Genomic DNA, 15488 nt, shown 5'->3' with positions numbered 1-15488 from the left:
TTCCTAATGTGCGATGGCTTTAGAAGGGGATTCCGGTTCGGCGATGCCGCAGATTCTGCGGACTTCTTTCAGATCCTTGGGGCAATCTGGATCCTCCAACCAACCTAAAACGGCGTATAATTGTTGCGGCTCCTCCTTACCTCGGATCCAAACCTTGGGCAACATTTCGAATCTGTAATGGTCTTTTACTTGCTGGTAGGAAGAATCCGAAACCAATATATCCGTTCCGAATTCCTTGGTAAGATATTCTATCCTGGATGCGAGATTGACCGCATCCCCGATGACCGTGAACTCCAGCTTTTTCTCGGATCCTATCTGTCCCACGACCACCGGGCCGGTATTGATTCCGCAACCGAATCTTGCCTGGGGCCTGCCGATCTCCAACCCGATCCGATTAAATTCCAAAAGAGCGTTTCTCATAAGTAAAGCCGCATTCACCGCGTTTCTAGTGTCGTTTCCGTCCGAATACAAGGCGCCCCAATGAGCCATGATCGCGTCTCCGATGAACTTATCCACGATCCCTTCCGTGAGGTAGATACATTCCACCATTTCGGTGAAGTAGGCATTCAGAAACTCCACCACCTCGCTCGGCTTGAGTTTCTCGGACATTCCGGTAAAATTCCTAAGGTCGGAGAAGAATACGGCCACATCCTTGGTAACTCCGCCCAAAGACATATCTCCGGCTAACGCGCGTTCGGCGATTTCCTTGTTCACGAATTTTCCGAACGTATCCTTGATCTTTTCCCTTTCTTCCAGTCCATGAGCCATTTTAAGGAAGGAATTTGTAAGCACACCCACCTCGTCCCGAGTCACGGGTCGTATGGCTACCTTGTAATGCCCTCTTTCGATTTGCCTGGTGGCGCTGAGTAGATTGATAATGGGAACGGTAAGAGTTCGGGAGAAGAGGAAGACGACTAAAAATGCCACGGATAGTACGGAGACGAGAATATAGAAATTCTGCCTTCTGATTCTGTACACAGCTTCGAAGGCCTTATCCGCCTCAATGGAGGAGACTACTGCCAGATTGCCGTCTTCCAATTGTTGGAAGGATCCTAACGTCTCCTTGCCTTCGAAAACGGAGGTCTGGGATCCGTTATCCGCCGGATTTCTAAGTAGGAACTGTACTAAAGGATTTCTGGAGTAATCCTTGTCCGATAAGGTCTCCGATTCTTCCGTATGCGCTACGAGTCTACCCCGAGAGTCCACCACCCAAATCGCGAATAATTCCGTTTGCAAAGCGGATCTCGCCGATTCCCAAAGGTCTTGGGGAGAGATGAGGAAGAATCCGAAGCCTTTTCCTTTTATTTCCTTCTCCTTAAATAGAACGGCAGGAAATCCGAATTTAGAACTAATATTTGTTAGCTGAAGAATTTCGGAATCCGAGGAGAATATTTTCTCCTTATCTTCTTTCGAAATCGAGGCCCATAAGTGGCGGATCTCCTCCTCGTCTTTTCTCAGGTCCCTCAAAAATCTCGGGTTCAAAAACAGAATGGAATCTCCTCCCGAATATTTTCCCCAGGCTAAAACCTTGGGTTGGGAAAAAAAGAACGAGGAGATAAAAGCGGGAGCCGGAATCTTTCTCAGATCCGACCCTTGAGAAGGAGTTTGATTGAATGAGTCGAAGAAGTCCGCCGATTTTTGGGAAAGCTCTCTGACTCGAATTCCCACCTGCAAGCCGGTGAGACGAGCAAGACTTAGGTTGTATTCTTGTATTAAAGAAACCGTATAGTTACGGAAAAGATTTGTGGCGATTCCGATCATGAATCCCATGCTAAGCACTACGATCGCGCTTACGATCGCAAGCAGTTTGACTCGAATCGTGATACGAGAGGCCTTGAAATCCTCGGAATGATTGCCGCCTATACTTTCCGCTTTCTTGGGTCTTTGTTTTTCCGGAGAAATCTTGGGAGAATAAGGAGTGTAAGTCTGAAGTGCGGGAGTTTCCTTAGGAAAACTTTTCTCGAGTAAATCCGATAAAGGCTCTTCTTCCAATCCCGAATACATGAGAAGAATCGGATGGGATTTGGAGCGGAGAAATTTCTCCAATTTGCGTACAGAATCCGAAGAGGCTCTGAATTTCTCTCCGTCTAGCGTGGAAATCGAAATCTTGTCCTCTTTGAGAGCCCGTACGAAGACGGGAAATTTTGCGTTGGACCTCCAACGATGCGCATCTTCCTGGCTCCCCCAAAAGATCACCTCTTGGATTCCTCGGGTATGGATTTCCTCCATCCAGATATCCAATTCTCCCGTCTCCGGCGAAAATTTTCGCGCGTAAACCGAGATCTTTTCATCCAAGGGAAATTCCAAGATTTGATTCGAGCCGCTTCCCTCTTGCATGGGGATAGGAGTCTCCGAAAACGAATTCCTTTGTCATTCCAAAATCCGTTTTATTTTCGGTTCGGATCCGAGTAGGAGAGAGATTTCGAAAAAATGCCCTCTCTTTGCCACATAATCCGAGTCGCATCAATTTTCCTTTGCGAGTTCTCCGCTCCGACTAAGCTTGGAACATATGAACGAGCTGAAATTGATACTAGGTTGGAACTGGATCCTAGGAACCGTGTCCATTCTTTCCGGAACGCTCTTAGGCTATTTATTCGGTGGTTTCATCGTTCCCAGGCTTGTAGAGGCTCTCACCAAGGATAAACTGGACAAGAAGCATCCTCTCTACCTGGCACTTCTTTCCTTTGTGCGGTTTTCCTTCTTTCTATTCGGAGTTTATGCCGCATTGCGTTTCGCGGATCTGGATAAGGAATCCAAGGAAAACTTCCTACTCTACCTGAAAGTATTCGCGATCATCTTGATGACTTTCTCCCTGGCAAGAATCGGCTCCGGAGCATTCGCTTTATATTCCTCTAAGGCGGAAGGATTACTTCCTTCAGCATCCATTCTGAATAATATCGTCCGAATTCTCATCCTATTGACCGGCGGGTTAGTGGCGTTGCAGACTCTCGGAATCTCGGTGACTCCCGCCTTGACGGCATTGGGGGTGGGAGGTCTCGCTTTTGCCTTAGGATTACAGGAGACTTTATCGAATTTATTTGCGGGTTTGGGAGTTCTTTTAGGGAAAAAGGTAAGAGTAGGCGATTACATTTGTTTAGAAACAGGAGAGGAAGGTAGAGTGGAAGACATCAATTGGAGAACCACCACTCTAAAGAAATTAAACGGAAGCACGATCATTATACCGAACGCGAAGATGTCCAAAACCACTTACACGAATTTCAGTCTGCAGAATTCCGGCATATGGACCGGTTTCGATTTGAGCGTGCCCTTGGGAACGGATACCGAAAGATTATCCAGCTTATTGCTCGAGACCGCAAAGACCTCGTTGGAACGGTATTATGGAAAGAACCAGACGCCGAAGGGAGATCCGGAGATTCTTTTCAAGTCGATAGGTTCGTCTAACATCGATTTATCGGTAAACGTAAGAATTCTTCATATTACGGACTCGAACAAGATCCGTTCCCTCTTCATAAAATTCTTGCACTCCCGCTTCCAATCCGAAGATATTCGTGTAACCGCCTCATCTTCGCCCAAAACCAAAGGAGAGGAAGGCGAGTAACCTAAGGTCCTTCCGAGATACAATGCCATGCGAATCGTTTTAGAAAAAGGTGCCTGGTTCTATATTCATGTTTTAAGTTTGGATATTTGCCTAGGAGTCATCGGCTCGGGAGCGCTAGCGACGAGCGTTACCGGAGCAAAAATGAAGCCCGCTTGGTGGATCCTCCTACCTTTAAGCGTTTGGGTGATCTATACCCTGGACCATCTTCTGGACGGTCAAAAATCCGGAACGGATTCCGTGAACCCGAGACACAAATTCCACTACGACTATAGAAAGCCTCTCATAGTCGCCTGCTCAGTCGCAGCCTTGGTTTGCGCCGCTCTTGCATTATTATTACTAAGAGAAATCGTGCTACTCGGCGGAGCCATTCTGGCCGCTCTGGCCTTTTTACATTTAGGAATCGCTCGTTGGGGACGTTTGCGATTCGGCAAGGAGTTCTCGGTAGCCCTCATCTATACGTTAGGTGTATGGTTCGGCCCCTTGCTGATCGTAGGATTTAGGTCCTGGGCCGTTCCGGTTCTATTGCTCCTATTCTTCCTTGGAACCGTACTCAACTTAGTCATGAATTCCCTGATGGAGGCCGATCTAGACGCGAAAGAGGGGCAGGTTTATCTGCTGAGCGCGCTTTCTCCGGAACTCGCAAAAGAATGGACACTTCGATTATCCTTGCTAGGATTTCTGACCTCGTTACTCTTGGCAGCCGGAATGCGCAAGTTTGCGCCGGGTGTTTCCGTTTCTTCCTCTATCGTGATCGCACTCATCTGTGCCGTGCCGGGGGGGATTCTAAAATACTCGGATCGATTCCGGGATTCTCAGAACTATAGGATCCTAGGAGAAGGCGTTTTTATATTGGGACTATTACCCTTATTATTAAACGCATAGCCTTCGGATAGACTCGCATTCCTTCAGGAGTCTAATATGGGCGAATTCTATACGGATAAAGTGGTTTGGATTACCGGTGCCTCTTCCGGAATCGGAGAATCTCTTGTCAAGGAAGCGGCAAAACGGGGAGCAAAACTCGTGTTATCCGCAAGAAGAGAAAAGGAACTCAAACGAGTCCAAAAGGAAAACGGGCTCAACGACAAAAACAGTCTCATTCTCGTAATGGATCTGGAGAATTATAAAAAATTCGGAAAGCTCCCGTCCCAAGTAATCAAAAAATTCGGCTCCATCGACGTTCTTATCAATAACGGGGGGATCAGCCAGAGGTCCCTGGCCCACGAGACTTCCCTGGAGACGTACGAAACCATCATGAAGGTGAATTACTTCGGCAATATCGCTCTGACTCTTGCCGTTCTTCCTTTTATGAGAGAGGCCAAAAAAGGTTGGATCTCCTCTATAGCTAGCGTTGCCGGAAAAATTGGGGTCCCTCTTCGGACGGGTTATTCCTCCACTAAGTTCGCACTTACAGGCTTCTTCGAGGCTTTGAGAGCGGAGAATGCGAAAGAAGGGATCAAGGTTTCCCTGGTATATCCCGGCTTCGTTCGAACCAACATTTCGCATAACGCACTGAAAGGAGACGGCAAGCCCCAAAAGAAATTGGATAAGGTAATCGAAAACGGACTGGATCCGGACGAATGTGCAAGAATCATCCTGAACGGAATCGCAAATGAGAAGTTAGACATTACTGTAGCGGGACCTAAGGAAAAATTCGCGCTATTTCTCAGGCATTATGCTCCCGGCATTTTTGCTAAAGTTTTATCCAAGGCTTCCGTGACTTAAGGGAAAGAAAAAAGGACGGCTGCCTGAACGATAGGCATAAAAATCACTCATAACGAATCGAAAAACTAGAATATCGCAAATATCCTTGATGACTATCTAATCCGCTGGAAATTATCTTTCGAAATAGCCAGGACCAAAAATACGATTCGACTTGAGAACCTACTGAAATATCAATAATCGTCTTCTTTCCGGGAATCATTAGCAGAGGAGTGCAATTCAGATAATTAAAGTAAGTTTTTTCAGCAAATGGAAGCGGAAGCGAATCCATTTCAATACCTAGGTTACAAAAAGTGGAATTACCTTCTATATTGGAAAAACGAATCAATCCGATTACCGTTTCATCTAAGATCCCCCTTCGGTCATCAATCATTATGCGCCCCGTATAGCTCCCCCCAGCAAGGAAAAACTTTCGCTCTTCTCCTAACTTGATTTTTTCATTATAGAAAAGCAATTTGCCACCACAACGAGGCCATAATGTTAATTCCGGATCTGATTCCGAAAGGCAAATATACTTTAATGTAATCTCTTGTTCTTCCGATCTCGCATCCGATACATAACGAATTATTAGAGTTCCATTCTCAGACGCTTTCGCGGCTGCCAATGCTGTTCTTTGAACCTCAGGAAAGCAATCTACAAATAGAAACGACGCGAACGCTATGATAAGTATGAATACCAATTTTTTCATTTATATGACTCAACAAGGGTAAACAAGCATTTTCCCATTGCATCCACTGATTGAAATCGGGGCATTTTCCTTCTTCTAAACATATGTATTTCAAATATAACTTATTCCAGCTTACGCCCGGAGAAAGAGAATATCTGACAACTAACTCCCCATCGTCTGATATATTACCAGACAATAGAGATTCAACCTTTTGAACCTGGCATTGTGCAAAGGAAAATTGAACCGCGCAACAAAGATAAAATAGTTTCATTTTCATCTTAAGGCTTTCGAATCAAATCCGGCGAATATGTAAGTTCCAGGCGGGAATAGCGATGAGAGAATTGTATACCGCCAAGCCCGGAAGAAATAATCGAATACCATAGTGCGCCCCAAAAGAAAGACTCCACTTTATCCGTAATAATTAGATTGATCTTGGTTTTAATTCTCGGAAAGATTTGTAATTCTGAACAATCTGTATAGTTAAAATGGATCGACTCTGACACCGGCGAGTGAGATTCACTTCCAAATCCGAATTCACACGCTTTTCCGTTTTGCTTTCGGGAAAACCTTACGACATGAGCCACAGTCTGCTGTTGAAAGTTAATTATATTTTTAAAAACGATTCGAGCGGAATATCCTCCTTTCCGAATCGGAATTTCAACAACATCGGAAGATTTCAGCACTTGATATGGAACAAGCGATTTGCCATCACACTCTTCCATTGTAATTTTAGGATTTTCCTCTCCAAAACAGATTTCACTAAGCGTTATAGAATCCCATTCTACCCCAGGGTCCGTAGAAAACTGCATCGACAAAACTCCATCTTCCGACGGATCCGAGGAGGATAAGGATCTATATTGTCTAGTTTGGCAATTTATAAAAAATACTAAAATAGCGATAAGTAAAACCCTTAGCATTCATCCCCCTTCGATTTTTCTTGCATAGTTTACGCCTACCATCTCCAATAAGAAGTTCTAAATCACTCATTCAGAAGAAAATTAATATAGGTTATGCACACAGATTCCAATAATTTAATTAAAAAGAATCTGCTCTAGCTTCCCGGTAATGCCTCCCAATCGGCAATGGCATAAAAGCGGGAATTATCGCAGAGATCTGTTTCATATAAAAACTTGCATCGCAGAGCCGAATCATAAATAGCATCAAGACGGAGGACTTTCCTAAAATCTTCATTTTGCATCTCCCTTGAATATATAAATGCTCCATTAGTGATTCATCCTTACATCAACAAGAGATCAATTGATTGGATTTTTCAAATTAACTCTGGTGTGGCGAATATTCATCTGAGGGGACGCCAGTCCGAAACTTATAATTCCAATAAATAAGGCCTCCCCAAAAAATGATTCGAATTTATTTGTTATTTCAATTTGCACTTCCACAATCTTTCCATTACGTATTTTAAGCTTCGAACATTTCTCTATATCCAAAAAATTAAACCCTTCAGCTTTTTCTAAATGGCTGCATTTAGCATTTTCCGAAACATTTGCATCAAATATAATTCTGGAGTATATATTTTCAAAATCTTCAGCGCCTCGAATTTGGATAAAACCTACATAGTCCCCTTCCAGAACCAATATTTCCTGACTCGAGGTATCCGAAACCGCTAAACTATAACTTTGAAAATTAGAGATCGTACAATCCAGAGAATTCAAGATTTCATCAGTTGGAGCCAAGCAAATTCTTTCCAACTTCAATGCTTCATAATTTACTCCGGATTTATCGATAATCCTAAAACGAATATTACCTTTCTTTTGATCGCCTATCGCTGCCTTATTAGAAGAGGACATCACCAATACCTCTTGAGACATGCAGCTCAATCCGAATAATAAGATACATATTGATTTAAAAATACTCATTAACAACTCGTAAAAACGACTCCACCCACATTACATTGTCTCGGTGGCAGTATTATTCCGTGCTTTAATCCGTACCGCCACATCAAATATTGCACCAACGGATTTTGATCCAAATGAAATTGATAGAAAATAAGTACTGCCATTATGATTGCCTCGTTTGAAAACTCCTCATAAGCTTCTCGCTAAACAGGCCATACACAAATACGGAAGAATCACTCATAACGAATCGAAAAACTAGAATATCGCAAATATCCTTGACGACCATCAAATCCTCTCGAAGATATACTTCGAAATAGCCAGGACCAAAAATACGATTCGACTTGAGAACCTACTGAAATATCAATAATCGTCTTCTTTCCGGAAATCATTAGCAGAGGAGTGCAATTCAGATAATTAAAGTAAATTTTTTCAGAAAAAGGAAGCGGAAATGACTCCACGTCGATACCTGAAGTACACATAGTGGAATTACCTTCTATATTGGAAAAACGAATCAATCCGATTACCGTTTCGCCTATGATCCCTTTTCGGTCATCAATCATTATGCGCCCCGTATAGCTCCCCCCAGCAAGGAAAAACTTTCGCTCTTCTCCTAACTTGATTTTTTCATTATAGAAAAGCAATTTGCCACCACAACGAGGCCTTAATGTTAATTCCGGATCTGATTCCGAAAGGCAAATATACTTTAACGTAATCTCTTGTTCTTCCGATCTCGCATCCGATACATAACGAATTATTAGAGTTCCATTCTCAGACGCTTTCGCAGCTGCCAACGCTGTTCTTTGAACCTCAGGGAAGCAATCTACAAATAGAAATGACGCGAACGCAATGATAAGTATGAATACCATTTTTTTCATTTATATGGCTCAACAAGAATCCGCTCTTGCTTCCCGGTAATGTTCTTTAATGTAGGTACACACATAGGCGCGAATAAAAGGATTTTGATCGAAGCCCCATTGGTAGTATGCAATAAACATCCCTAATATAGCCGCATTAGAAATCTCTTCATAAGCGCCGTAGCCTTCATAATAGTTATATGTAAATGCAGCGACATTATAAATTGAATATGCTAAACCTATGCCAACTATCACCGGTGCAAATTCCGCTAAACCGACATAGCCTAGAAGCTCCGGAGTTAGTTCATAAGATTCCCAAATCTTACCTCCAACATAACCAAAACTTGCTTGCCCATAGAATTCGCCTGCCGCCTTTGCGTCCTTATGCCTTTTACCCAACGCCTGCATAAAGGCTTCGCCGATTCTGCGAAGAGATTGATCTACCCCTCTGGCTGCGGTTCTGAATCCATGATCCACCCTACGATAATGATCTCTCCAGGAATGATCGATACTATGAAGTACTGCACGCCACCCTCCTCTGGAACCGGGAGGAGGAGAATAGAAAGCCCGGCTGATTCCTGCTCCGACGCCATTCGCAAACCTTTGCATGTCGCTTGTATGCCGGACTTGATTTCGACCGTACCCGTATCCGAGTAAGAAACCTTGTTCCGGAGTCATACCGAACTGAGGAGCGGCATAGTAGCCTACGATCGCCCAAGCCAAAGGGGTAGAGATATTATTTCCGCTAGCGTCTCCATAGCGCACAGGATTTCCTTCCGTATACATGTAACGATTGAATCCTTGAGTCCGATTGGGAAATATCGCCGCGTCCGCTTGCAAAAACCTAGCGATCGTAGGATCGTAGTATCTAGCATTATAATAATATAAACCGGAATCTCGATCTTCTATTTGGCTAGTATATTTATATCGAAACACGTCCGGGCCCGAAGAATCCGTGCGATCAATTTCACCATAGGGCCTATAGCTGATATGAGAAGCTCCAGGCATATCGCCTCCCGAGAGGGCATTCCCTTCTCCGTTCGTCGCCATCGTTATGGAACCCATATGATCCGGATGAAAAAATACCATCCCAGGTACAGGGGTGCCGGAAATAGTCCCGCCCTCCGTTGTTCCTCCGTTACCCGGGGGAGAATCGACGGAAGGAGTGTTTCCAGGTATGGCTAATGGCAACAGGTCCCAAGGAGCGGTCCCGGATCCGTCGTTATTCATGAGTTCATCTAAACAACCTACACTAAAGGAAAATGAAAAAAGGATAATCATAGGTGCCGATACAAGACGTGTCCATGCAGGAAAAAGTGATTCAGTTTGTTTAGAAAATGCTAATGCACATCCGAGAACGATCACAAAAGTCCATATAAAAGCCAAGAACCCGTCGGAGAATTTTCCGTGTGAGTTATAAATGTAACCTAGAATAAAATTTTTTAACGCAGATTCAGCTTTTCCGTTCCATTCTTTCCAAAAGGAAATGTCCGCAATCCCCGGTTGTGCCTGAGTCGAGATAGTCGATATGAGGTTGGCATCCGTCCTAGCAAATTGAGCGACAAGTTCCCCTTTCGCACCTCGGAGATAGAGAGTGTGTTGATCGGCGTATCCCGGACGACGCAGAACTTCATAGAGCGGATCGGGAGAATAGATTACGGAAAGGTCCGTACTCCTACTTTTTTTAATACGATTTCCGACGAAATCGTATACCATACTCAACTCGTCTCCTCCGTTGAGAGTATGAGTAACCAATTTCCCGTTTGCATCATATACGAGGCTTTCACCATTGCGAGAAATCATATTCCCTGCTGCGTCGTATGAAAAATTGATCGTTCCAGTATTGGCGCTATTTACGGAAGTGACCGCATGAACATGAGAAGAATTTCCGTAATTATATGTGTATTCCCCTTTTTTGAGAAGGTTTCCGCTATCCGTATATTGATATACCTCGGTTCCGTATTTACCTGTGGCCTGGACTAAACGGTTCTGAGCGTCATAATCGTAAGTTTGGGTCCTTGTCGTATTTTGGAGATCGTTTATTTTCTTGATGTTTCCTTTCGCATCAAACTCCAAAGAGACCTGCTGTGATACCGTACCATTTTTCAGATTGGTCTGGTATCCTGTAGGTCGATCATAAATTGGATCGTATCCTATATAGGACACGACTCCATTCCCTGTCGTTCTAGTAAATTGAAAGGAGCCTGCGGCACCCGGAAACGGACCGTCGTAAGAAACAACGGGATGGTCATAACTACCTTTATCCGGCACATCCATTCTGACTCCGGTGAGATGGTTTCCTTTGGAGTATATATTATGAGCGATACTTCCGTCCGGATACGTTGTGGAAGTTACCCTATTCATAGAATCGTATTCGTATCTAAAAACGAGAGTCAAATCGTCGATGATCCTAACTTTCTGGGAGATATTACCGCGAATATCATACGTTAAATTTAGTATACCGGCCGCATCCTGGACTTGAGTAGGCCTACCTTTTCCTAAAGTAGTCCCATCGTATGCGATCACTGTAGCGGGACTCCCATCGGAAGGGGTCGACGTTATCAGTCGGTTGGCGGAATCATAGGTTTTCTGGATACCTTTTCCACGAGCATCTACTTGAGAAATCAAATTACCTTCCGAATCATACGAATAGGAAGTTGTTCCCGAATTCGGATCTGTGACACTAGATTTTCTCCCTGCCGCATCATAGGTAATCACAGTAGTTCCATTTTGGGGATCCGTCACCTTCCAGAGACGACCACCGTTGTCATAAGCATATTGAATAGTGGAACCGTTGCTTGTCTTAGAGATATCTTGGTTCAATTCATCTTTAGTAAGCGATTCTTCCAAAAGAACCGTCGATCCGTTCTTGATTTGAGTCGTAATCGTTTTGCCTGAATAATTTATATTCCTGGTCGTTCCGTCCGGAAAATTGATCCTAGAAAGTTGTCCTTCCGGACCATCGTATTCATACGTTGTATAAACGGGAGAAACGACTCCTTCCACATATTCGTTCGATTCGGTTAATAATTTACCGACGGCCGAGTAGGTTTTTACGGATGTCGCCCAACGATCCAGAAGAGTCGTCGCAGAACGTCTTACTAGCCAACCTTGAGGGGTATATGTTTCTATCGTAGCAGCTTCTCCGTTCTCGTCGTCTCGGATTCTCCTTTTTACATAGGAAGTTTGTTCTCCCGATGTAATTCCGTAAGAAAGTTTTTCGCTCCAATCGGCCTCTCCCGGAAAATCGGTCTGAATAAGCCTACCGAATTCGTCGTAATACTTCTTGGTAATACCGCCGTTTGGAGCCGTCTCCTGGGTCAATAATCCACGATCCGTATCGTATTCTTTTAATATACGCAAACCGGAAGCATTCGTAATCGAAATCGCAAAAACAGGAACGACCGGATCGTATTCGATTACCGTTTGGTTTCCTCTCGAATCAGTCACAAGGACTTGATTTCCGTAGGAATCGTAATCGTAAGTTTGAGTTTTCGCAGCCGACGTTCCCGAAAACTCCGTCTTGGAAACGGGTTTAAAATCGGAAAAAGCGATCTGGGTCTTTTCTAAAATCGTCCCATTGCGAACCACCGTTTTAGCCGTCTGTCGATTCAATATCCAATTATTCGTATCACAAACATACGTCCCCGTCGTTACCGTGGTATATGCTCCGTTAATTTCCGTGGCCGTGGAAACGTTTCCGCAAGAATCATAATTCAAAGAGATGGATACATTCCCTACCATGGTTCCACCTATATATTCTTTTTGTGTAGAGGATTGGATACGAGGATAACTTCTTCCCGCAAAGGTTCCCGTTTCGACGGTCTGAGTTTCATTCTTAACGAGAGAATACACTGTATTTGTTCCGGATACGGTTCCGATATAGCTTCTTCTGGCCTCCATCATTCCCGCATACAAACGGTTCGTTTGGAAAAAATCTATTTCCGTTTTTTCTAAGGTCCGAGAATTCGTCTCCGCAATAGTTCTAAATCCATAAGAAATTCGATTCAGAGGCGTTCCTAAATTCATTCTCGAATTTGTATAGGAATAGGTTAGCGACTCGGAAATTCCGTTTCCTAGGTCGTTACTTATCTGCTTTATGATTACCTCGTTATTAGCATTCGGAACATTCGGATAGGAACCCGCACTCGTAGAGATTGTCCCGCTTAAATCCGTTTTCCAAGAATATGTGATCGTTGAACTTTTAAATTGATTATCGGAAACGGAGGCCAAAAGATTCCCTGGAAGGCCCACACCGAGCGTATAGACTCTTAAATTTCCAACGACCGCGTTACCCCCGATATCCATCACGACTAAATCTGTCTTTCGGTCGGAGTTAACGTCGACAAGCTGAACTTCTCCGGTGATATCGATTCCGGCAGAAGGAGAACCGGACAAAGTGGATCCGGTGGAAAAATACACATTCGCCCTGGAACCGTTCGCCCAAACGAAGTCCCCGAATCCGTCTCCGTTTAAGTCGCCGATACCGAAGTATTTATTTTGTCCGGATTGAACACTAAGATCGATTACGCCTATATTCACCGCTTGGGGAGAAGTCGCCAGTTTTCCATATTCATTCCGGTAAACATAAAGAAAGCCGCTATCATAGGCCACGAGATCAGGGAGATGATCTCCGTTTATATCTCCCCACCAACGGCCAGCATATACCGGTGCATCGGAATAGGAAACCGCATCTTGTCCTACAACCGGTAGAACCTGAACTGTTTGGGTAAAACTCGTTAATGTAGAATCGAACGATTGGATCACTAAATTAGATCCGCTAAAATAGATGAACTCCGGTATTCCGTCCCCTTCTAAGTCCAGAAAGGTTCCATCCGAAGAAGTTGCTCCACTCAGAGGAACGAATACAGGATCGGCAAAGCTAGTTCCTTGCGACAGAGTATAGCCGATTGTAGAATCGTCCACCACCCATAGGTAATCCGAACGACTATCGCGATTTAAATCAAAACTATACGATTTTTGGTATTGGATTGGCAAATCGGTTAATGGAACTGGAGCAGGTGCGGGGATAGAAACGTTAGAGTAGGTCGTAAAAAATTTATTTAATGTGCCATTCGAGGTAATTCCGACCAATACAGAAGCTGAAGAGATCAAAATATCTCCTCGAGCATCTCCGTTGGCATCTCCAAATGCCAATGTATTCATCGTGTTATACTGAAAATTTCCAATATTGATATCGGAGATATAACTAGAAAATCCGCTGATTCCTTTAATGTAAGAAGAAGGATAAATACCAACGCCCATATCACCGGATAGATATTGTAAATCCAGCTTTCCGTCTGAATTTAAGTCCGCCCAAGTCCCCAAAAAGGTAGCAACAGATTGTCCCCCATTACAAGAATCAAACCAATTCAAAGTGTAGGCATTGCAACTGATTATAGCCGAATTTTTGGTCGCAATACATGGTCCCCCACCCATATCGATCGAAGGACAGGCCTGACCTGCAACAAAACACCAATACGCCCCTTCTATACATGCAGTCTTATCATATAAAGGAACTCGAATGTTCGCCTTCAATATGACAGAATCTAAATTATAATCGGCTAAATTTTGAAAGGAAGAATTTGCAGTATTATCCGTATAACCGAAGGATAATGGTAAATAGTCCTCATCTCCCCATTGAGAAGAATACTCGGACCTCTCGAGAGAACTGAGCCTGGATCTACCATAGGCTCCATTTTCATAATTGAAACGATATTCCCTAATTAGGTTTCCATTCGTGCGAATTCGAATCTTATGGATTACTTGACTCCATATTTCTTGGTTTCCGGAAGAAAATACCGAGCCTATGCTTCCGGAACGAGACGTATAGATCAATTCCACTTCTCGATTTCCATAGGTATATTTCCAAGGATACAAAACTCCGCCGGTTGTTAGGTATTGGATTTCATAGGAGTTTCCCCAAGAATCCTCCACTTTACTCAAAGCCCAAAACCTGGGGACCGTCCCGGTACGTAAAATGGAACCTGCGTTTCCGCCAAATGTATACTTTAAACCGCCTTTATCGACCGCCGCCCAGGTACAGGAAGTGGAACAATCTCCCGAAGAATTATAGAGCATAAAAGATTCATTATATGTTCTAAACGTTCCATTACCCGCGGAAACTAAATTTCCCCCAAGTGAACTTAAGAAAGAATCGGAGGAAGAAAATGCAATTTTATCGCCAGGATTTCTTTGGATCCAGTCCCATCCGGATAATTCCCAAGCTTCTCCCACAATCCCTCTACTTGCATCCGTAGTATGAACTATGGAAAGACTCGGAATGATTCCCCCAGCTCCCGGAGGCAGTTCGATAGAGATCTCTGCGTTTCCTTTTCCGGAAGAATCGACTTGAATAGCAGGAAACGGTTGAGAGATCGGATTTGCATTCGAGGAAGAAAAGATGGATTTTATCCAGCTTAAAGGCTCAAAGGAAAACTGTGAAAAAATGAGTAAGAAAATAATAAACTTGCCCACTCTCTTATGCGAGTAGTAAGGTATAATGGACCTATAAATGGGGTTTTGTTCCAAAACTCTTAAATTTTTCACATCTTGCTCCTAAAAAAAAATCAATGGATTTAGGAGGTTTTCCATTGACACACATGACTCAAACCTGACTTTGATTTTGTGTCAATTGAAAAAATCATACTCTTAAAACTTAGAATAGAACGCACGTTAGCGGAATATAGATTCCATTTTCTCAGTTTTTTACTTCTGTCCCTGTTCCATTGCCAATACCTAAATATTCCGGGTGTCGGATCCGTAAAAGGATCGGAAGCAAAAAGACAGATCGATTCTGCAATTTCCAGTAGCGTTAGTCTCTCTAATATCCTTGT

9 protein-coding genes are annotated in these 15488 nt (G+C 43.6%); 3 read left to right on the top strand and 6 right to left on the bottom strand.

Going from position 1 to position 15488, the window contains the following annotated elements:
• Positions 1-3: 3 nt before the first annotated feature.
• Entirely contained in the window at positions 4-2337 is a 2334-nt protein-coding gene (locus LEP1GSC061_RS19205) for an adenylate/guanylate cyclase domain-containing protein (protein ID WP_016547186.1), read from the bottom strand.
• A gap of 172 nt (positions 2338-2509) precedes the next feature.
• Here LEP1GSC061_RS19205 and LEP1GSC061_RS19200 point away from each other — a divergent pair, with 172 nt between their 5' ends.
• From LEP1GSC061_RS19200 to LEP1GSC061_RS19190, 3 genes are read left to right on the top strand one after another with little or no spacing between them, the layout of a single operon-like run.
• On the top strand, positions 2510-3559 hold the full coding sequence (locus tag LEP1GSC061_RS19200; RefSeq protein WP_016546959.1) for a mechanosensitive ion channel family protein: 1050 nt from the start codon (positions 2510-2512) through the stop codon (positions 3557-3559).
• Between the two features lie 27 nt (positions 3560-3586).
• Complete coding sequence (locus LEP1GSC061_RS19195) at positions 3587-4441, top strand: LA_0991 family prenyltransferase-like protein (protein WP_016547457.1); 855 nt, start codon at positions 3587-3589, stop codon at positions 4439-4441.
• A 36-nt stretch (positions 4442-4477) separates the two neighbouring features.
• Positions 4478-5281 carry an SDR family oxidoreductase gene (locus LEP1GSC061_RS19190; protein ID WP_016547388.1) on the top strand — a complete coding sequence of 268 codons (804 nt, stop codon included), beginning with the start codon at positions 4478-4480 and terminating at the stop codon, positions 5279-5281.
• 43 nt (positions 5282-5324) lie between these two features.
• On the opposite strand, the gene LEP1GSC061_RS19185 is transcribed toward LEP1GSC061_RS19190, so the two are convergent.
• The 5 genes from LEP1GSC061_RS19185 to LEP1GSC061_RS19165 form a co-directional block, all read right to left on the bottom strand.
• The gene (locus LEP1GSC061_RS19185; RefSeq protein WP_156844600.1) at positions 5325-5882 is read right to left on the bottom strand and encodes a hypothetical protein; all 558 of its coding nucleotides are present in this window, start codon (positions 5880-5882) and stop codon (positions 5325-5327) included.
• A gap of 341 nt (positions 5883-6223) precedes the next feature.
• Positions 6224-6754, bottom strand: a complete 531-nt coding sequence (locus tag LEP1GSC061_RS19180; protein WP_040510038.1) for a hypothetical protein — start codon at positions 6752-6754, stop codon at positions 6224-6226.
• Positions 6755-7198: 444 nt separating this feature from the next.
• Positions 7199-7771, bottom strand: a complete 573-nt coding sequence (locus tag LEP1GSC061_RS19175) for a hypothetical protein (RefSeq protein WP_040510036.1) — start codon at positions 7769-7771, stop codon at positions 7199-7201.
• Between the two features lie 260 nt (positions 7772-8031).
• A complete protein-coding gene (locus LEP1GSC061_RS19170; protein ID WP_016547350.1) occupies positions 8032-8589 on the bottom strand; it encodes a hypothetical protein in 558 nt (185 codons plus the stop codon).
• 93 nt (positions 8590-8682) lie between these two features.
• Positions 8683-15201 (bottom strand): RHS repeat-associated core domain-containing protein, encoded by a 6519-nt coding sequence (locus LEP1GSC061_RS19165; protein WP_016547010.1) that lies wholly within the window; start codon positions 15199-15201, stop codon positions 8683-8685.
• Positions 15202-15488 lie beyond the last annotated feature (287 nt).

Origin of the sequence: Leptospira wolffii serovar Khorat str. Khorat-H2 (assembly GCF_000306115.2) — a bacterium.
Classification (GTDB): domain Bacteria; phylum Spirochaetota; class Leptospiria; order Leptospirales; family Leptospiraceae; genus Leptospira_B; species Leptospira_B wolffii.
This window is presented reverse-complemented; position numbering and strand designations above follow the sequence as displayed.

Coding starts and splice junctions, on each gene's coding strand:
- LEP1GSC061_RS19200 (WP_016546959.1), top strand. CDS start 2,510: ATGAACGAGCTGAAATTGATACTAGGTTGGAACTGGATCCTAGGAACC.
- LEP1GSC061_RS19180 (WP_040510038.1), bottom strand. CDS start 6,754: ATGCAGTTTTCTACGGACCCTGGGGTAGAATGGGATTCTATAACGCTT.
- LEP1GSC061_RS19205 (WP_016547186.1), bottom strand. CDS start 2,337: ATGCAAGAGGGAAGCGGCTCGAATCAAATCTTGGAATTTCCCTTGGAT.
- LEP1GSC061_RS19190 (WP_016547388.1), top strand. CDS start 4,478: ATGGGCGAATTCTATACGGATAAAGTGGTTTGGATTACCGGTGCCTCT.
- LEP1GSC061_RS19175 (WP_040510036.1), bottom strand. CDS start 7,771: ATGTCTCAAGAGGTATTGGTGATGTCCTCTTCTAATAAGGCAGCGATA.
- LEP1GSC061_RS19195 (WP_016547457.1), top strand. CDS start 3,587: ATGCGAATCGTTTTAGAAAAAGGTGCCTGGTTCTATATTCATGTTTTA.